The 20,661-nt window shown below is 49.7% G+C and carries 13 protein-coding genes and 1 pseudogene; 3 read left to right on the top strand and 11 right to left on the bottom strand.

Annotation, left to right across the window (positions count from 1 at the left end):
* Positions 1-384: 384 nt before the first annotated feature.
* Entirely contained in the window at positions 385-570 is a 186-nt protein-coding gene (locus QZT80_RS18465; RefSeq protein WP_295125410.1) for a hypothetical protein, read from the bottom strand.
* Between the two features lie 76 nt (positions 571-646).
* Here QZT80_RS18465 and QZT80_RS18470 point away from each other — a divergent pair, with 76 nt between their 5' ends.
* Positions 647-1,429: a TerC family protein gene (locus QZT80_RS18470; RefSeq protein WP_295125413.1), complete on the top strand. Its 783-nt coding sequence runs from the start codon at positions 647-649 to the stop codon at positions 1,427-1,429.
* Positions 1,430-1,506: 77 nt separating this feature from the next.
* On the opposite strand, the gene QZT80_RS18475 is transcribed toward QZT80_RS18470, so the two are convergent.
* On the bottom strand, positions 1,507-2,958 hold the full coding sequence (locus QZT80_RS18475) for a redoxin family protein (protein WP_295125415.1): 1,452 nt from the start codon (positions 2,956-2,958) through the stop codon (positions 1,507-1,509).
* A 410-nt stretch (positions 2,959-3,368) separates the two neighbouring features.
* On the opposite strand from QZT80_RS18475, the gene QZT80_RS18480 reads away from it, so the two are divergent.
* Positions 3,369-3,890, top strand: a complete 522-nt coding sequence (locus QZT80_RS18480) for a hypothetical protein (RefSeq protein WP_295125418.1) — start codon at positions 3,369-3,371, stop codon at positions 3,888-3,890.
* Positions 3,891-4,011: 121 nt separating this feature from the next.
* Positions 4,012-5,115, top strand: a complete 1,104-nt coding sequence (locus tag QZT80_RS18485; RefSeq protein WP_295125421.1) for an ankyrin repeat domain-containing protein — start codon at positions 4,012-4,014, stop codon at positions 5,113-5,115.
* A 100-nt stretch (positions 5,116-5,215) separates the two neighbouring features.
* Here QZT80_RS18485 and QZT80_RS18490 read toward each other — a convergent pair whose 3' ends face one another.
* From QZT80_RS18490 to QZT80_RS26755, 9 genes and pseudogenes are all read right to left on the bottom strand, one after another.
* Positions 5,216-7,402 (bottom strand): IPT/TIG domain-containing protein, encoded by a 2,187-nt coding sequence (locus QZT80_RS18490; RefSeq protein ID WP_295125424.1) that lies wholly within the window; start codon positions 7,400-7,402, stop codon positions 5,216-5,218.
* 9 nt (positions 7,403-7,411) lie between these two features.
* Positions 7,412-10,681: a carboxypeptidase regulatory-like domain-containing protein gene (locus QZT80_RS18495; RefSeq protein WP_295125427.1), complete on the bottom strand. Its 3,270-nt coding sequence runs from the start codon at positions 10,679-10,681 to the stop codon at positions 7,412-7,414.
* Between the two features lie 15 nt (positions 10,682-10,696).
* Positions 10,697-11,683, bottom strand: a complete 987-nt coding sequence (locus QZT80_RS18500; protein WP_295125430.1) for a fasciclin domain-containing protein — start codon at positions 11,681-11,683, stop codon at positions 10,697-10,699.
* Between the two features lie 8 nt (positions 11,684-11,691).
* Positions 11,692-12,942 (bottom strand): fasciclin domain-containing protein, encoded by a 1,251-nt coding sequence (locus QZT80_RS18505; RefSeq protein ID WP_295125433.1) that lies wholly within the window; start codon positions 12,940-12,942, stop codon positions 11,692-11,694.
* 24 nt (positions 12,943-12,966) lie between these two features.
* Positions 12,967-14,031, bottom strand: a complete 1,065-nt coding sequence (locus tag QZT80_RS18510; protein ID WP_295125438.1) for a fasciclin domain-containing protein — start codon at positions 14,029-14,031, stop codon at positions 12,967-12,969.
* A gap of 32 nt (positions 14,032-14,063) precedes the next feature.
* Positions 14,064-15,236: a hypothetical protein gene (locus tag QZT80_RS18515; RefSeq protein WP_295125441.1), complete on the bottom strand. Its 1,173-nt coding sequence runs from the start codon at positions 15,234-15,236 to the stop codon at positions 14,064-14,066.
* Positions 15,237-15,241: 5 nt separating this feature from the next.
* The gene (locus QZT80_RS18520) at positions 15,242-16,960 is read right to left on the bottom strand and encodes a hypothetical protein (RefSeq protein WP_295125444.1); all 1,719 of its coding nucleotides are present in this window, start codon (positions 16,958-16,960) and stop codon (positions 15,242-15,244) included.
* A 94-nt stretch (positions 16,961-17,054) separates the two neighbouring features.
* Positions 17,055-17,132: a hypothetical protein gene (locus tag QZT80_RS26750; RefSeq protein WP_367112877.1), complete on the bottom strand. Its 78-nt coding sequence runs from the start codon at positions 17,130-17,132 to the stop codon at positions 17,055-17,057.
* A 2,369-nt stretch (positions 17,133-19,501) separates the two neighbouring features.
* Positions 19,502-20,560: pseudogene (locus QZT80_RS26755) on the bottom strand (carboxypeptidase-like regulatory domain-containing protein); the annotation flags it as partial.
* Between the last annotated feature and the right edge of the window lie 101 nt (positions 20,561-20,661).

Genomic DNA, 20,661 nt, shown 5'->3' on the forward strand with positions numbered 1-20,661 from the left:
CATGTTGCTATTACCTAATAGTCATGTAGACCATGCGTATCTCGTGCGGAGACTGGAGCGGAGGATGGCTTCGTTCCTCGCCATGACGGGCAGGGTGATGCCCGCTAACGCGGGCACACAATATAGTCTGGCATCCGCAGCGTCTCGCACTACGCAATAACCTGTTGTACCGCGCAACAAACCTAAAGGTCACTCCCTTCAGCGGCAACCTTCTCCCTGTCACCGCGAGTAACCAGCCCGGTGACGGTCTGGGTGATGCCACAATAGAATAATCAGGCTTGCTTAGGGGCTTTCGCTGTAATAGGGTACTCCCTTCAGCCGCAGCAACAATATTGGGCAAGGTTCAGTTCTTTCATTGCGGCGGTGTACACACCGCGCTCTCATCTAAAAGTCACTCCCCGCAGCGGCATTTAAATACTCGTCTATAATATAGAGGCGGGCATTCCCCAACCCGTTCATAGCGAGGTACGAAGCTATCCTTACGGAAACTGGTGGATGGGCCAGGCGGGTGTTTCCCGTTCCGTTCACTGCGAGCCTGCCTGGCAGTTCGCTGCCATTACCGCTCTTCACTTCTTACCAGATTCTAACCGCCCGCTTCATCTTTCGGGCCGATTTTTGCTGTAACGCTGCAAATCTTACCACACTCATGGATATCATCCTCCCTAATTTTGCAGACCCCGGGGTCTGGATCAGCTTAGTCACCCTTTGCTTCCTGGAAATCGTATTGGGTATCGACAACGTTATCTTTATTTCTATTGTGGCCGGCAAACTGCCCGAATCGCAGCAACGTAAAGCCCGCATCGTTGGTCTTAGCCTGGCCATGATCTTCCGTGTAGGACTCCTGCTCTGCATCAACTGGATCATCGGCCTTACCGATCCCGTGGTCAGTTTCAAATGGATCAATGACATGCTCATTGCCCTCAGCTGGAAAGACCTCATACTACTGGCCGGCGGTATCTTTCTGATCGTCAAAAGCACCCTCGAAATACATCACAAACTACAGGAAGACCACGCCGGCGAAGGCAAAACAGTAAAGAAGCCCAAGACCTTAACCTCTGTTATTTTACAGATCGTACTGGTCGACGCCGTGTTTTCCTTCGACTCCATCCTCACCGCCGTGGGGCTGGTGGACAATGTACTGATCATGATCATCGCGGTTATTGTATCCATCATTATCATGATGCTGTTCGCAGGCCCGGTAACCCGCATCATCAACAAACAACCTACCCTGCAAATGCTCGCACTTTCGTTCCTCATTGTAATTGGTGTGGTACTGGTAGCCAGCGGCTTCCACCAGGAAGTAAGCAAGGGTATCATTTACTCCTGCCTCGGCTTCTCGCTGATCGTAGAGTTGCTGAACATCAGGCTGCGTAGCAGGCATGCACCGGTTTCTCTGAATACGACTAAGGCGGATACGGATAAATTGTAAGGACAAAAAGACATATAAAAAGTGAAGCCCCGGTATAATGCCGGGGCTTCACTTTTGTATATAACAGATATCACCTTTTAAAAATAAGCCCCCAACTGCTCATACAACTTCTCCCCCTCCTCCGGCTGCTTCGCCCGGTCCAGTACCAGCTTTCCATCCTGTATTACCGCGTAACGCGGAATAGACAGGGAACCTTTGTTCCCGAACACCTTCGTAATATCTTCGCGCAGTGCTTTTGAAGCGCGGATATGACTGCCCTGCAGGTCATAGTAGATAATCATTTCTTTCCACCGTTTATCGGCATTGTCGGCGTCGATAGACACATATAAAACCTCTCCTCCCTTCTCTTTTAAAAATGCCTTCAAGCCATCGTTATACGCGAACTGCGCTTTGCATGGGCCGCACCACGTGGCCCAGAGGTCGAGGTACACCGTTTTGCCCTTAAAACGCTGCGCCAGTTCGGCAACAGATTTAATAGCTTCCGGGTTATCAACAAACTGCTGCCCGGCGGCGAAACCGGATGTAGCTTTCGCGTGATAGTTGCGCACTACCTGTACCGGCTTTTGCAGGAAGGTGGTGTAGCCGCTTTTGGGGTATTCTTTTTTAAAGGCATCATACCAGGTGGGTATATAGGCCTCGAATTTCATTTCCTGCGTGAGTATGTAAATGAGGTTCGCCATCATGTATTCGCGGGCGGGTTCTTTGTAAAACTTCTTCACCAGTTCATAATCCCTCATCCAGCCATCTTCACCTGCTTTATAAGGCTGATAGGTGCCTTTAATGGCGGGCTGCAGGTAACGAAGGTACCATTCGGTGTAAAAAAGACTGTACCAGGTACCTGTGCTAAGTGATGGAATGTTCGCGCCCTTGGGGTCCGCTATGGAAAAGGCTTCCAGCAACTGACTTTCGTACTGCTTTAGCCGGGCAACATCGTAGCCGGTACTGTCTTTGTAAGGCACTACTTTCATTAACGGTGGCAGCAGCGTTACCGCCAGCACGTTCGCATAATGCGCCCTGAGCAGCTGCTCCGTGTAAGTATAGAACGCATTGGTAATCTGTTTTTCGTTGAGCAGCTTTTTAAACGGGGCCAGTGACGAATCGATATCTTTTAGTACACGCTGTTTATTGTTCGCAAAAACGGTATCGGCCTTGTAATAGCTCATACCGGCTGTTTGATAGAATGGCAGTTGCAGTTGGTTCAACGCCTGCTGCCCTGCTGCATCGCCACCTTCCACCGTTACGCCTTCCCTTGTGAGTGTAAGATCGTAGCTTTTTCCTGGCTGCACCAACAGCGTAAAGGGTTTGCCCTGATCGATAGTATATAACGCCGGCGCTTTCACGCGGTTAGGCAACAACAACTCCCCGGAGGTATTGAGTACCGTATCTTCAGCATACATCACGAAATAGGCGCCCGCAATGGGCGGAGCGATCTTCAGTTTCATTGCTTTTTCACCTTTTATGCGGATAGCGGGTTGCTGAGCGTAAAGTACGTACGGGCATAACAGTAGGAAATACAACAGTGTCCTCATGGTTTCTTTTTTGTGGATGATGCCAATATACAACAATCAGCAACATTACTGAACGCGGGAGAGCTTTGGCTGCTGGTAGCACCGCCTGTACCGATAACAATACCCGCGGTGATCCTGAGCGTACGCACATCGCAATCAATACCTGCTTCCTGTGAACGGGTAGTGAAAAAAGAATTTTTAACTGTTTTTCGCTACGCAGATAGGGCACGTATCGGGAGGCTATCTTTGTATTGTTAACCACTTATAAAACAATCAGTTAACCTCAAAAAATGGAATGTTTGTGACCCCTTATTTGTTAACCTGCTGATCGCCAATTAAAAGACACATTTCAGCAGCCGGGGCTATCGTACGACCACTGATAGCCCCGGCAAATTCTCCTGTTTTTTCATCATTTAAATAAAGATCGATTTATGATTATTTCAACGAACAAGCGCAGTTATGGCAATCCGGAGGCTGGCACTTCAGGTATTCTTCAATCTGCCGGCGGATGGGTAAGTGGCCAGAACGTTTCATTTATGGGCTTCAAGCCTGCTGCTTATTGTAAAAAAGCGGGGTACTTACGTATAACCATCACAGGTTACTTCAATCCTACTGTATTAAACCAGGCACTGAGCCTTAATCTGGTATTGTCTAAACCCAACGTCTTCAACCTGCAGGTGGCTGTTTTACATGATGTGCTGATTACGTCGGCAAATAATCTCTTCACCGCAACATTGAATATCCCCGTAGGCACTGGAAGTGATCCTGAAAGCAATTCGATAATAATTGCCACGACCCTCAACAGTAGCGCTAACCTTCATGAAAGAGCAGCGTATATCGATGCTGATACAGACGAAGTGATGACAGGCCATTTTACCTATACTTACGGCTCCTCTGTAGATGAAGGCAGCATCAGGGTAAAGTCGGTCATCGCCGAATACCTCGAAAACTAGTCTGCTCCCATTTATCTCTATCATCCTGTGAACCCCTGCCTCCGTATGCACTATTGCGTACGGAGGTTTTTCTGTTCCTAGATGATAATTGCTTAATTTTCGCTTTCTAACTTATACACCAATGTCATTCTTCTCAAAACTATTCGGCAAAAAAGAACCACGCCAACCCGAAGAAACACCACTCATCTGGATAGCAGCAGCCAATAACCGCTGGGGCGTAAAGGTGCTGGACCTCCGCCCCGTAACAGAAACCTATTTATCATCCTCCAAAGATCCGCAGGCCGCCGCTAATGCCGTATCCTACAATGGCGACGATGGCCGTGCCTTTGCCGGCCAGCAACCCGTAAACTCAATACAGTTCGATACCGATATACGTCTCGTCACCGATGGATTACTGCCTTACGGCGTATTATTCACCCCTGCTGCCATGGAACATAAATGGGCCATCTTCTTCCACCAGGATGAGATCATATTTGTACGCAGCTGGCAACGGCAGGTATATGTTACGGCCAGCGTACACCGGGAGCCGGGCAGCATTCACATCACCAGTATCAAAGGGGATTTTGCAGGCGAAGAGGATGCCGAAACAGCCAGCGCTATACTCCGTTTTCTGTTGATTACCCATGTAACGGAAGATGACAGCCCCTGTCCCATCCCCGCAGAACTCGCAGACACGCCACAGCAGGCGGCCATATGGGCATTTTCCGGCTTCGGCAACCTTGCCCGCTACGGGGTGTTTGAACCTTACATCGCCAGCACCAAACAACCGCTACGCTGCAATTCCCTGCTCCACATAGCGGTAGCCCGCGCTGATGCAGACGCCATTAAACACGAAATCAACCAGGGCGTAGATATCAACACCACCGCTGCCGATGGCAATACACCACTGCATTGGGCGCAAGACACTACCATCATGCAACTCCTGCTGGAGCTGGGCGCTAACATCGATGCCCGCTCGCCCGAAGGTGCCACATCACTCATGAATGCAGTACAGGGTGAAGATGCGGAGAAACTTGCATTCCTGCTCAAAGCCGGTGCCGATGTAAATGCCGCCGATAATCGCGGATTTACCGCCCTGCATCGCGCAGCCGAACTGGGACTAACGGATACAGTGGTCTTACTGCTGCAGGCAGGTGCTGATAAAACAATGGCTGCACAGGGTTATACAGCGCTATCGCTCGCAGAGTTGAGGAAAAGGGAAGATATTATCGACCTGTTGAAATAAGCGATACATAACGTACCATACCCCGTCATCGGCATAAAAAAACCGCGCAGATGCGAGATCTGCGCGGGTTATAATTAGAGAATTTTTACATAAACTATCGCTATCTTAAAAATATCTTCCTCAGTGCTTTATTCCCATTGTCCAGGATGTAAATGTTGCCATCTTTGTCGCTGGCCATATCGTTAGTAAGGAATGACATTTTAGCATGTTCAAAGCTGCCGTCTGCATAACCGCTACTGAGCCTCAACACCGTGCTTACTTCCTTCGTTGTTAAGTTGTATTGACGAATGGCGAAGTTCGTCCTGTCGAAAATCAACAGGTTACCGTCAGCGCCGATGAGCAGGCCTCCCATACCGTAGGAGAACAATGCGGTTGCCGCCGGGCCGTCCTGGTAACCTACAGAGGACCCCATCCAGCGATAAATGCCTGTTCCGCCAGCGGTATACTGTCCGAGGAACGCTTCGTAATCATCTGCAGCAAAGTAGATGTTACCTGCGGCATCTATTGCAGGGCGGCATAACTCTGATATCGCCCCGCGGTAAGTAACGTCGGTTGCCCCATCAGGATAGATGCGCATTAAGCCGCTATAGCTTTGTGATACATACAGATTGCCCGCCTTATCCAGCAACAATACGCCAGGTATTTGTGCTAAGCCGGATTTGTGAGTGGTAACAACACCAGCCGGCGTTATTTTACGGATAGCATTTGCATTCCCACCGCCCCCATCAGACACATACAGGTTATCCTGTGCATCGATCACGATGCTGTTAAGTGCGGAGAAGCTGGCATTGGTACCGGTACCGTTTTGGGTGCCGTACTGACCACTACCTGCAAATACCGACACCACTCCTGCCGGCGTTACTTTATACACCACGTTTCTACTACGATCGGCAATAAAGATGTTGCCTTTGGAATCTACCACAAGTCCTCTCATATCTCCTCCCAGCGGAGCAGAAGGCCCTCCGGCCAACGTCATTATACCTGCACGCTGAAACGTAGAAGGGCTCTGTGCTTCCAGTGCGGCCCTGCGCACTTTCACCACACCAGACGATAAAGCGGCAGGCGCTGTTACCACGAGTGTGTTTTCTGATGCACTTTCCACTACTGCAGCTACCCCGTTAAAGGTTACTTCATTCTCGGCAGCGTTGGCGCTAAAACCAGTGCCGGTGAGTGTGACTTTTGTACCGGCCATACCATTAAGCGGCAGCATCGTATTTATACCCAGGTTCTGATCTTTAAACTCCGGTCCTTGTACCGGCTGGTCGTTCACGATGATTTCTATACGGCCGTTACCAGTACCACCGGGCAGGGTAAGTGTCAGTTTACTACCGGCGGCTGTTTTAACCGCTACAGCCTGTCCGTTGATCTTCACCACATTCTCGTCCTTCTCTGCACTGAAATAAAGCCCATTGATGGTCATTTCCTGCCCGGCGGGACCGCTAAGCGGACTAACCGTAAATATCTGCGGCGGCGGCACCGTGGTAAAGGCCGGCCCTGTTGTTTTTTGTCCTGCTATGGTTACCGACAACGGACCGGTAGACACGTCTGCGGGAGCGATTACCACCAACTCTCCGGCTGTGGCTGTTACTACTTCGGCCAGTTTACCGTTGAAGTCTACGAGGTTGCCCGCTGCTAATTCATCGAAACCCGATCCCTTTACGGTTACCTTCGTACCCGCAGCCCCCGTGAGAGGCTTAATACCGGTAATGGACTGAAAGCGGAAAGCAGCGCCGGTTGAGCTTTTGCCATCTACCTTCACCGTAATGGGGCCCGTGCCCGCATCTACCGGTATCTCTGCTACAATGAGCGTATCCAACGCACTTACCACTGTAGCCTTTACTCCATTGATCAATACTTCTGCCGGACCATTAAGACTGCTAAAGCCTGCACCGCTAATACGGATATGCATACCTGCAGGGCCGTTTAATGGGAAGAAACTTTGCACGCTTAACTCCTGGTAAGTATAATCACCTACCGCTATCGTTTTCTCTCCTGCTTTTAAGTTGATCTTACCACTTTGCCCCGCCTGCGGCGCGCGCACCACCATCATGGTATCGTTCCGGTTGATGACCTCGGCCACCGTACCGGCAAATGATACCGTAGCGTCGTCGCTATTGGTGAAACCACTGCCAGCAATGGTTACCAGCGTACCGGCATTACCGCTGTTAGGATAATAGTTTTTTACTGCCAACACAACGTTGGGCTTATTGTCTTCCTTACGGCAGGCCTGCAATACAAAAGTACCGGCCAGTAACAGTACGAGAAAATATAAGTATGTTCTTTTCATAAGTTCTGTTTAGAATGTATATCTCACACCCAGTTGTACCTGGTACCTGGAGCCGAGATAATCGATAGAATAAGCTTTACCGGGTTCGTTGAACGTATAAACAGGATAACCCTCTTTACTTTGCGCCGGCGGAAACAGTACGGGGGTAAGCCCTACGCTGGCCGTGCTGTTAAACGTGTTGGGTGAAAAGTACTGGCGCCCCCAGCTGCTGTTAAGCATATTGGTGAGGTTCATTACATCGGCGGTAATACTGATGAAGTGAGTCTTTAACGCCGGGAAATGGAACTCCTGGGCAAAGTGCAAATCGGCCTGTATGTTCCAGGGCGTACGTCCCTCGTTCCGTTCTGTAAACTGCCCTCTCCTGCCACTCAGGTATTCGTTACCATCGATGTAAGCGTTAAAGGCGGAAGCTTGTGCAGCAGCAGTTACTACCTGCCCGTTCACCATCCTGTCCTGGAAGAAGTTCTCTGCGTCGGCCGCCTGCGGAATGTAGGCCAGGCTCACCTGCTGCGGCAGGCCCTGAATGCTGTTATTGACAATACCGTAAGTAAACGGACTGCCCGACTGTGCGCTGAAGAACAGGCTGAAGCTGCTCACCAGCACATCGTTCCACGCCTTTTTGTAACTGGTATTTACAATGATACGGTGACGGATGTCGAAGTTGGAGTAAGCTACTCCCGGATTGTTGGGTGTCAAAGACTGGTTGAGCTGCCAGTTAGATTCCATGGAGTTCCTGATACCGTTAAATACATCTTTACTCTCTCCAAAAGTGTAAGCACCCGACAGCAACAAACCATTAAAGGTTTTGCTGATGGTACCGGTAATACTGTAACGGTAACCTTTATTCGTGTTGCTTAACAGGTAAGCGTTAGAGAAAGAAGGATTCACCGTACCGGAATATATGGGCTGCTGTTTGTTCACGTCATAACCGTAATAACGCGGGTTATCACTGATGTTCACCTGCTGGAAAAACACATCTTTCAAACTTTTGGTAATAATACCTTCCATACCGAACTTCCATTGGTCAGCGGTGGTGTAGTCAAGACCGATACTGGCTCTCAACACCTGCGGCATAGAGAAATTGTTATCTACTAAATCTACCTGCGTTTTACCTGAATTGGGATTATTGATCACGTTCCCGTTTTGCTCAATAAAATCTGCAATCCCATTGTTACCGGGCTTAATAGCGTCAGAACCGTCGGCAAAAGGCTTCTGATCGGCACGCTGATCGAATGAGCCGTAGCTAACGCCGTTATTGTAATAGGCATAAGCCAGCCAGGCAAACGGAATACGGCCGGTAAACAAACCTGCTCCACCCCGCAACACCAATGACTGGTTACCTAACCAATCGTACCGGAAACCTAAGCGTGGCGATAATTTAACTTTACCCAGGTAATCATTCGACAAACGGCTTAGCGGTGTGTAATGATAAGTAGTACCGAAGTTCGGATCGGCCATGGCATCGGCCACTTTATCGCTCAATGTTGGTTTATTGGGCAGATGCGTATAGTCTGCACGCAGGCCTGGCATGATCTTCAACTTATCATTTACCTGTATTTCATCCTGCACATACAGGCTGAACAGGTTGATGTTGAATACCGCCCCGGGATTTGCCATGATATAGTCGCGGCTGTTATTCGTATAGTTATAACTGCCTCTCACCCTGTACGGATTATTAGACAGGTAATCTTCGATACTCAGGTAATCGACCCTTCCGTTCCAGCTGTTCACAAAACCATAGTCGATATGATACAACTCGTTATGCGTACCAAACAGGAAGTTATGTTTACCACGGCTCCAGGAAAGGTTGTTACTTACCTCGATAGTGCGTTGCTTCATGTTAAAGATCGCCGCTTCACGATCGGTACCCAGGTAAATAGTAGTACCCGGTGCCCGGCCCATGATCTGTACCTGCGGCAGCGAAGGATCACTGAGCGGGTCGCGGTAATCGTGTACGGTGCTAAAGCCGGCTACGAAGCTGTTGGTAACGGCGTTGGACAGGCGGCTTTTCAGCTCTGCCACCGTGCTGCTCTGGTTATTCGTTTGTTTGAAGGCCATGCTGCTAAAGCGGAAGTCCTGCTGATCACGATCAAGATTAATAGCCCTGGAACGGATGGTATTGTTGCGTACCGATAACTGGTGTTTATCATTGATATTCCAGTCTACCCGGTTAAAGAACTTTTCCGATTCCGAAGAAGCATTGTACACCCCGGCAGTGCCCGGATCAAATACATTGCCATAACGGCTGATGGTTTCGTTACGGATATCGTCTGCATCTTTCGCGCTGAGGATACTAGCCGTTTCGTCCTTACCAGCAAGCAGTTGCGCAGGTTCTGTACGGCGGGTGACCTCTTCATTCGTAAAAAAGAACAGTTTGTTTTTGATGATGGGGAAGCCCAAACGCACACCTGCCTGGTAATCTTCAAAATCGCTGTTCATTTTACCGAGCGTGCCCACTTTATCCTTTCCAACCAAAGCAGCATTTCGGCCAAAGCCATATACCGAACCGCTGAAAGTATTGGTACCACTGCGGGTAACGGCGTTAATACTACCACCGGTGAAGTTGCCGATTTTCACATCATAAGGCGCCAGGTATACCTGCATATCCTCAATCGCATCCAGCGAAACCGGGTTGGTACGTGTGCTGCTGCCCGGCTGACCCGAGGTACCGCTTTGCCCACCACTCGAAGGACTAAACCCGATAGCATCGTTATTAATGGCGCCATCAATGGTCACGTTGTTATAGCGGAAGTTGGAACCGCCGAAGCTGTTATCCTTACTACCCTGCGGTACCAGCCTGGTAATATCCTGGATGCTGCGGCTTACTGTAGGCATATTATTCAACTGCGTGCGATTGATGTTCTGTCCTGCCCCGTAGTTGTTAGCACGTGGCCCCGACTTCGCCCCTTTGATCACTACTTCCGACAGCTTTTTACTTTCATCTGTCATTGTGAAATGCAGCAACTGCGGTTCACCGAGTTTTACGGTGATGTTTTCCTGCACCTGCGGGCTCATACCCATCATGGTGGCCGTTACTTTATAGGGACCGCCAATGCGCAGGCCCGACAGGCGATACCGGCCGCCGGGGTCGGTAATCACGGGGTACTTTGTGCCCGAAGGCGTGTGTAAGGCTATTACCGTTATACCGGGTAATGCCTCGCCTTTTCCGTCCTGTACCTTACCGGTAAGGCCGCCGCCTGTTTCCTGCGCCAGTGCAGCAAAAGGCAGCATCAGCAACAACAGGAAAAAGCGTATATGTGGGATTGTAAAAAAGCTCATGTTCATTTAAGTTTTTTATTGGTTAATGCGCAATACCTGGTCGGTGATGTGCAAAACACCGTTGCCGGTGATAAGGTCCTGGCGCAGTAGCGTTACCGCGCTGGTGTTACCGGTGCCTTTCAATGTAATACCGCTGTAACTGCCCGGCTGCGATGAATTGGGCACCAGCGTTACCATTACCGTATTGTTGTTCAGCATGCCCTGTGTACTAACACCCGAATTCCCGGTAGTGAGGATATAGTCGTTCACAAACCTGCGGTCGGCCGCAATATGGTATTGAAGCAACGCTGCCAGCACAGCCGGATCGGCCTCATTGATCGCCTGCACAGTAGTGTAACCATACGCCTTCATCGCCGCATTATTAGCGGCGTATACCGTAAAGGGACCTTTACCTTTCAGCAGGTCCAGCATACCCGCACGTTGTACGGCCTGGTAAAACAACGTAAGGTCATTTTCGGCAGCCAGTGCATCAGCCAGCAGCTCGTGCTGGTAAGGGGCCAGCACACGGTCTATCACCTGCACAAAACCATTGGAGGCCTGTATACCGACAGATAACAGGCGGCTTCCGTTGACCGTTAGCACCGTATCATTGTTTTTGATCCAGCGCGTTACATACAGTTTACCACTGTATGATTGTATCTCCTGGTTAAATAGGAATGGCATTTTACCCAGGTCATAATTCCCTTCCAGTACATGATAGTTGGCAATACGACCGATAAAAGACTGGCCGGCAGCCAGTATGGCAGCTGGCGTGCCGTAACCAGCCTTCTGAAATGCCTCGTCAGATGGCGCCAGCACGGTATAGGGACCAGGATTATACAATTGCTCCCGGAGGCTCGAACGGCTTAATACCGTTTCCATCACCGACAGGCTAAAGTTATCTTTCAGCACCTGTGGAATACGGTTGTTATCCACTGGCGTTCCACTATCATCCTTACTGCAACCGGTAACCGTTCCCAATACCAGGAAGACGGCCATGGCTTTTATAGTGATCTTCTTCATTGTTATAGTTAGTTTAAGCGCAGGTCTTTAGGAATGAGCAAATGGTCCACTGCATGCACCGGGCCTTCGAAGGTCATAATATCTCCTTCGGTGATAATAGCATCGGGCGATGTGCTGCCTTTGGCTTTTACGCTGATCTGTCCGGATGATGTTTTGCCGAACAGTAGCGGCATTTTATAGGCGGGGAGGCCATCGTAAGTCACTGTGTTTACGGAGAAATCGCCGATCAGTTCATTAGTGAGTTCATTGGTGAAGAACACTGCGAACGAAGTGGCGCCCGGGCCCCAACCGCCGGTTGGTGCGTAAAACCTGCCCCATACGTGGTAGCTAAGCAGTGTGTCCGTTACGAACATGCCATTTCTCATTTCGAAATAATCCCAGTCGAAATAAGGCATCGAGCGTTCGTTTAAGGTCATCAGGTCGGCTACTGAGTTAAATCCTGCATTCCGAAACGCTTCGTTTGTTGGCGCGAAAAAGGCTTCCGTGCGCACCAGGCCATCCACCGTTTCCAGGTTCGCAAACGTAGTGCGGGGGAATGAGGCCATACTTGCTTCCAGCCATAGGTCGAACGTTTGCCGGTACAACTCCGAGAATACAGAAAAGCGCGGGTCCGTAGCCATCAAATCCAGTACGTGCTGTGTGGGGCGCTGTGGCAATGCATTCACCGGCCATATCACGCCATTAGTGGCATAAAATGGTTTTGTTGCGCCGATGGTTTTACCATCCACGACCAAACTGCCGTTTGCCGCTGTGCTTACATAATGTTTGTAATTATAATCGACCGGGTAGGTAACGTTCGAACCAATGGTGTTCAGGTCTTCTTTCAGATCTCTATTGTACAGCAGCGATTTCTTGCGCGTGTTCCCTTTTTGTTTACGTAACACCAGCGTATCCAGCTGTTCCTCCAGTACATGAAACAGTACCAGGCTGTCCAGCTCCTCCGCCGTTTTAGTCCCAATCGCATCCGCCGTAAAGCCGGCGGCCTGCATCGCTGCATCGTCCGGGGCGAGGACGGTGTATTTGTAAGATCCTCCGTTAGCCGTCATCACCTCACTTACATGGCTCTTTTGCCAGGCTGCGTAAAACAACTTGTAGGGTGACATTGCCAGCAATATGTTCAGGTCGTGCTTCACCGTGTCTATGTAAGGCACCGGCTCTCCATGCGGCAGCTGCTGAAACTCTTCTTTTTTACAACCAACCGCTAACAATATCGCTGCCAAACATGGCAGGAATAAGGCTGTTAATTTCTTGTTCATCATATCCATGAATTAATTCGTTATCAGTTATTTTTTGGCATCTGCCGGCAGCACTACCAGTCCAGGCAGGTGATGTACGATGCCGTTATCCGACAAATAATCACACCGGCCGGGAACTGTGGCGTTCACCGTATTTATGTAAGTGTTGGAGGCGTTACCGTAAGACAAAACATAATTCATTTCCCCTGTAAAAAAGTTCTTATTGCCTGCAATACTCCGGTGGTAGCTGTCATTGGTGATCTTCTGGGTAAAGCCGCCGGTACCGTAAATCGTGGTGAAAGCATGGAAGTCAGAGATGAAAAAACGTTGGTGGGCGAACACGTACAGGCCGAACAACCGCTCCTTCACATAGGCATCTACGCTCATTGCCTGCACGGTGGCCAGGTCCAAACCGGCAGCAATAAAGGCATCATTATCCGGGGCAAAAACAGTATAAGGCCCCGGGCCCGAGAGTTGCTCCCAGAAACCGAACTTCTTCAATGCGGCCACAAAAATGGCATATTCAGGTCGGCTTTCGAGCCATTCCTGTACTTTACCCTCTTTGTATTTCATCACTTTGTCCAGCACGTGCATGGTACCATTGGCCAGTGTTACTTCCTTTTTTACTGCAAAAGCACCGTTAAAGAACAGGTAGTTGGGACCACTGGTAGCACCGCTGCCGGCGGCATAACTGGCAAGCGTCACATACAGTTCCTTTCCATTGTACATCGAAGCATACCGGATGTCTACCCCGTTTACCGGGATCTCACTCACCAGCAGGCGGCGGTTAAGGATGTGGAGATGCAGCATGTTACGCAGGCTGTCGGCGTTTAGTTTATCAAAATCTCCCGGATTACGGATACCGATATCGTTGAACGCTGTATTGTTGGGCGCAAGCACTGTAAAAGGGCCTTTACCATTCAGTTCGTCAAGCATGCCTGCGTGTTGCAGGCCCGCGTAAAACAGGCTGAGGTCATAGTTATTCTTTATAAAATCGGCAGCAGGCCGGTAGTTGGTAGTTTCCGGCACGACTTCCAGGTCGTCGTGACTGCAGGCCGTAAACAGCAGTAACAGCGATGCTACTGCGATATATGAACGTATTGCGTTAAGCATAATTTTTCTTTTTAAGTGAGGAGGATAGCAGATCAATAAACCGGCGGCGGGTACTTCCGCTGCACAGTGGTGAGATAAGCATTACCATTCACGATTTCGATGGTGTTGACAGTGGCGAAAGAGCGGTGGTTATATTTACCGGAATGGATATTGACGATCAGGCCCGGTAAGGTAAGCGCTCCCTGTTCGTTCATCGCGCTGCCATTGCCCCTGCAGGAAATAAAAGCGTACGCACCTTCCGTGTCCGCAGACACATCGCCATAAGGATTACGTTCTGGATCGATGCCCGGTGCCAGTAGTGTAAAGCGGCCCCATATATCAGTACTGATATGGTCCGACGCAGGATCTGCGAACAGCGGGAAGCTGTAATAAGGCGTTACGTTACCCGAGCGGGCATCCCTTACTACCTGGCCCAGGTAGCCAAATTGCTGACCGGGCAAAGGAGTTGTGCTGGTGCCTTTACAAAGAGATAACCAGATATTCATGTCATCCCTGATACCGTTCTGTAACAGACCGGAGCTATGCTGATACTTCTTCAGGCTATTATCTGCCTGCCAGAAACCATCCGAGCTGTAATTATAAAAATTCATGTACACCAGTGAGTCCGACAAAGGCAGTGTGTGAAACACTTCCTTACGTAGCAGCAGGCCCGTTTCTTTCGTAGTAAAATCCCGCTGCAATACGTGCATGGTATATACATCCCGCTCACCGAACGTGAGTACTGTATCTACCAATACTTTTTTACGCAGTCCTGGTTCCAGGTTAAAAAAAGGAATACTGTTGGTAGGGCGGTACAGGAACATAATACGGTGCGTACCCGAAGGTATCTGTGCCCAGCTCGACAGGTCGAAGCCGTTCAGTACCGGGCCTACCAGTACATTTTCCTTACCGGGATATTCCGGGTTATTAACAGAATTATTGCTGCCTATGTGTGAAGGATAAGGCGGCGCGTAAGGCGCACGCTGATCGAGGAAGTCGCCCTTAATCGCAGCGCCTGTTGGCAGGCCGTCTTTATCCAGTACAGGATCGATGAGCATCGTGAGGAACGGGCGCTCTTCATCCTTATTTTCCAATCCTATTTTCAGGTTCAGGTTATTGAACACACGCAGGTAAGCAGGTTTGTCAATTTCCGTGTAGTCGACCTTACTGCAGCCCGAAAGCCCAAACAGTACGGCGCATAACATCATCAGATTATTCAGCTTCATATCTTTTACTTCGTATGTTTTACAATGATCATTTTTGCCTTTTGTGCTTCCGGTTGCCCGCCCTTCAGCTGGCCCACCAGCGCTATGGTGTACACACCGGGTTCATGATTGGGCAGTTCGCCGCGTACATATAATTCCCTGCGCGCTATCATGTCCGTACTGTTCAGCGTAGCTATTTCCGACAACCAGGTACCCGGATATACAGCGGGTGATGAGCGGAAAGCCATGATCTGGTAAGGCTCACGCTCCTGCCCATAACTTACATAAGGCAGGTCGAGCAGCGGTTTACCCGGTTGCAGGTTCCTGGCAGATGTGGTGCCCGTAAAAGGCTGCCCGTTATCTGTGGTAAAACTTACATAAGGCAGGTCGGCACAAAAGTTCATAAACCGGAACTGGAAAGGGTATTTCAGTTGTATGCGGGTGTAAGTACCATCGTCCGGATTTTGCGCACCCGGAAAATAGTAACCGCCACTCAGGTTATTCGACACCAGGGAAATGGCAGGTTTGCCATCGGGCGCAGTGTATACCCAGGCGGTATAATTCTGTCCTGCGCTTAACAAAGCATCATGCGATGCGATGACGCTCCCTTTGTCATCCAGCGCTTCTATTTTTGACTGCCCACTCACATATATGCCGTACTCGCTATGGCCCGAATAAGCCAATTCTGCGAGCGGCCTGCCATTCACCCTCACTTGTACCTTGCCGCTGCCGGGCAGCGCATGTACGGCCTGCAAACGCGTATAGTTCACATTCTCCGGTTCACTCACATCAGTCATCACGCGGAACGCGTTCTGCATACCACTGGTCGTTTCACCAGGCTGACCATTGTAATAGGGCGTCGTAAACCTGTCTACCCCCACCACGATCGTATACACGCCGCCTGGCTGATAGGTCCTTACCGGCGCATAGGTAAGATGCGTACTCACTGTATGTGGCCGTCCGGACACACCCTTTACCAGGGTGGATGTAGCAGGATCGATCATATGTGTGTTCTCCTGCGCGCTGCCTCCGCCTCCTGTCACCTGTATACCGGCGGGTGTCAGCACTTTAAACTGGTAAACGCCATAAGGCACTTCAATATAATCGGAGGCAAGGCCCAGTGTGATGTTGGAAGTGGCCGGGCTTACCGGCGTACCATCTGCATAAGTCAGCGTTAATGGCCCGGATACATTTTCCATATCGTCCGACTGTGGCTTCAGTTCATCTGCCAGGTTCAGTAACCTGATCTTGAAATAACCGGCTTTGGCAGGCGCTGTCACTGAACGAGGCACCGGCAATACGGCAGGCAATGTACCGATGGTCCACATGTCACTCTGCAACAGGTAGTAATCCATGGGCGCATTGTTCTTTTCCTCCACATCAAACTTATACTTGTCGGGCACCTGCTGGTACACGGCGGTTTCTGTTTGTAATGTCGCTTTACCCGACCGCAGTATGGACCGGGGAATGTTCCAGGTAGTGCCAAGCCTTCCTGTTTCCGGGAAATAATAGGTAGACGGATAACGAACTTCCTGGTTCGGCAGTATGATCGCAAAGCTGGTCAGCGTATCGCCGTTCGCGATCATCTGGCTATGCCCTGCCAGGTTTACAATACGCAACAGCGAATTGCCCTGCACGTCTGTTACCGGACGGTTATCGTAGGAAAAATCTGATTTATCTTTTTTGCAGGACACAAAACTGGCAGCGATGAGCAACAGTCCTGCGGCAAAATATGTATAACGCATAAAATATCTTTTTTCAGTGATCACTTAAAGCAGCCTGTAAGTAAAGCCCATCATGATTTCTGCACCACGTTTGTAACTGCGGTTCACATACTTTCTACCATACCATAATCCACCGGTGCCTGGATTGGCATACACGGTTTCGACAGCAGGGTTCAGGATGTTTTTGGCATATCCCTTAAACAACAGTTTTTTACCAAGTTGCTGGGAGAATACGATATCAAACATAGGCACCGGCCGGGTGTAGAGGTCTGGCTCACCGGTGAGGTTGATCTGCACCAGGCGCTCGCCCACCATGTTAAATGTGGCGGTGAGGTCTGTACCGGAGCGACTGTTTTTATAGTTCAGCCATCCGTTCACCGAATACGGCGCCTGTTCGAACAACGGACTGTTATCCGGCGTGTGCCTGTCGAGTGATTTGTTGGCGTTGTAACGTGCTGTTGTTTTTTTGATATTGCTCTGTGCCAGCAGCAGGTTAGTACCGATGAAGAAGTTTTGCATTACCGGCGAGATCTTCCCGAGGTCTTTCACCAGCTCCAGCTCCATACCCCATACCGTACCCGTGTTAGGATCGTTCTGGAACTGGATGGTAGGATACTCAGGGTATTTCGCGGCCAGTCCGTCTGTTTTGAGACTGAATACTTTCACCAGCTGGTTATTGATCCTTTTACCAAACAGCGATGCAGAAATCACCTCTCCCGCCGCGGGGAACCATTCCCAACGGAAATCTAGGTTTTCTGTATGCTGGTTAACCAGGTTAGGGTTACCTACCACGAGGCCCATCTGAAAGGCGTCAAATTCAAATACGTTCGTCAGTTCCCGTAGCTCCGGCCTCGCCAGGGTGGTATTAAACGCCATACGGAAGTTCATATCGTCCTTATAGGTGTAGGTAGCATTTATAGCGTAGTAGGGTTTAAAACCTGTCTTATACACAGTGTTGGGGTTGATGAGTACCACCGGTATCGTTTGTCCGTCGGCATCTTTGGTCGTTAGCGCGGGATCGAGGTAAACGTTGGATGTATCTACTGAAGACTGAATATTGGTTTTCTCAAACCGTACACCTCCGGCTATACGCAGGTTCTTCAACAGGTGCAGGTCCAGCATCGTGTACCATGCATTGGTTTCGAAGAAGCCGTTATAGTTGTTGGGAGATTTCTGGCTGTTATAAAGAAAACCACCCACCTTATCGGCGCCTTCGCCCGTACTACCCGATCCGGGATGAACGCCAATCACTTCGGGTCCTACCAGCCGGTCGAGATTACCTGCTACATCGTAGAGCGAAATAGCGCCATTAGGAGCGAAATTGGATCCCGGTAAGAAGAACATGTTCTCCCGGAAGGTACGGTCACGGTTCAGGTAGTTATAGCCCACTTTCAGTTCCTGTTTCTGCCCAATGAAGGAGAAAGGGAACACCAGGTCGGCTTTATAGTTATAGTTTGTTTCGTCGAGATTTCTCCAGCGGCGTCCATTAGGCTCAGCCTGTATGATACCATAGGTACCATATCCATTTACATAACCGGAATTAAGCGCGTACAGGTGATTGGTAGATACATATTCACCCTGCCCATTGGCGGCGCTTACAGACGGCCTCCAGTAGTAACCGCCATTCCTTGGCTTATAATCCGTAAGCGTCACAAACCTGAAATCCGGATCGTTTTGTCCCGATGCAGATGATGCCAGGTTATAACTTAAACGCGGAGAATAAGCGCCTTCCAGTAACTTGTGTTCGCCCTGGAGATTGAAGGTATTCAGGTGGCGTTGGGTTTGTTTCAGGGAGTAAATCGTGCTGCTCACCTCACCAGGCAAACCGGTGTACTGGTACTCACCATACATATTGATCGCCTGCGCTTCGCTGCCCCAGCTACCGAGGTATTGCGCACTGATCTCGTGGCGTGGATTAAACCGGAACGTAAGGCCTGCCAATGCACCGTAATTCAGCGTTTCGGTACCGGTATTCTCTTTATAGGTTTGATATTTACCCATATAGAGGTTATTCGGCGTGATATAATTCGGGATGTTACGCGGACTATACACATCCGGGTTACCGGTGATCACTCCCTGGTAAATACTGTACTGCGTCAGATCGCCGCCGTAAACATCGGTACTGCGACGGTAATAGTTAGCACCGGCAATTATACCGATTGTTTTATCCTTAAATACTTTAAAACTGTTACCGTAGGTAGCGGAATACAACTGGTTAAGCGGCGCTGCCTGGTAACGCGTAGTCATCACCGGGTCAAAACTGTTCATCACTTTATTGATACGCGCAGCTTCCTTTTGCATTGCCGGATCGCCATTACTCTGCGCGATCATTTGTTGTATCTGAGATGCGCCCCCCGGGTATTGTTTAGCAAGATTCAGGAACGCTGACGTAAGGTTTTTATCTTTTACGTTGTTGCCGAAAAATCCGAGTTCACTGTTATAGAAGCTATTCATCTTTCCACCCAGGCCTATATTCGAATTAAAGCCAGTTTGGGCAATAATTTCAAGTGTGGCCTTCTCGGGCACAGACTTCGTTTTCAGCTCCACGATACCGGCGGCGGCATCTGCTGGTTTGTCGGGCGTTACCGTTTTATAGATCGTGATATTGTCCAGCAGCGATGCAGGCACCAGGTCCAATGGAATGGTGCTCCTGTCGGGATCCGAGGACGCAAGCCTTGCGCCGTTCAGCTGGCCGATTACGCTACGGTCGCCCAGCCCGCGAATGGCTACATATTTATCATCTGTTACCGTTACACCGCTCACCCGTTGTAACGCCTGTGTAGTGGTAATAGAAGCCGTTCTTTCTATCTGCTGGGCCGAAATCGCATCCTGCACGATAGCGGCATTCTTTCTTTCCTGCAGTACGGTAATTTCCGTATTGGTTTTACGCCTTGCTTCAACGGTAACACCACCCAGCTGCCTGCTGGAAACAGACATAGAAATGATCATACCGGCTGATGCGCGGGTTACCTTCACTTCCTTCGCTTCATATCCCATCAGGCTTAACACGAGTGTGGCGCCCTCCTCCGGGATATCCAGCGTGAAGTAACCATTGGCATCGGTTGCCGCACCGCCCGTACCACCTTTTATGCGAACAGACACACCGGGCAGCGGGTCTTTCGTTTTGCCCTCTATCACCCGGCCGCTTAATTTAATGGGCACAGGCTTACGGGCAATCACCACATAACCGTTCAGTAATTTGTATTCCAGCGAAGTGCCGCTAAGTATGCCCTTGATAGCATCTTTAACAACAATCCCTTTCTCATGCAGGGTTACCTTTTTAGTAGTGGAGGCCATCAGTTCTTCCGGTAATAAAAACCGTACACCACTTTTCTCCTCAATACTTAACAGGCTTTCCCGAACACCTGCATTTTGCAACTGCAGGTCTACTTTCAGGCTCAGGTCCTGGCTCTTCACATGGTCTGCAAACAATAGGCTTATAAACGTAAGCTGTGCTACCAAAACGATAAATGAGCATCTCATCAGGAAATAAATTTTGTATAAATGCTTACGGGAAGGCTGCAAACCTGCCTCCCTTTCAGCTTTTAACACATGCTCAAAGCGAACGGGCACAGGTTGCACGATAAATCCTAAAGGATCATACTTTAATCCTTTTTTCATACTTTTGAAATGTTACTGGTTAACCCGGCACAACCGGGAATCTGTTAACGTCCAGGCACAACAATGCCTGGTACTGTTCCCTCACCTGTTGGTCGTCGAAA

It is taken from the genome of uncultured Chitinophaga sp., assembly GCF_902168175.1.
GTDB lineage: Bacteria > Bacteroidota > Bacteroidia > Chitinophagales > Chitinophagaceae > Chitinophaga.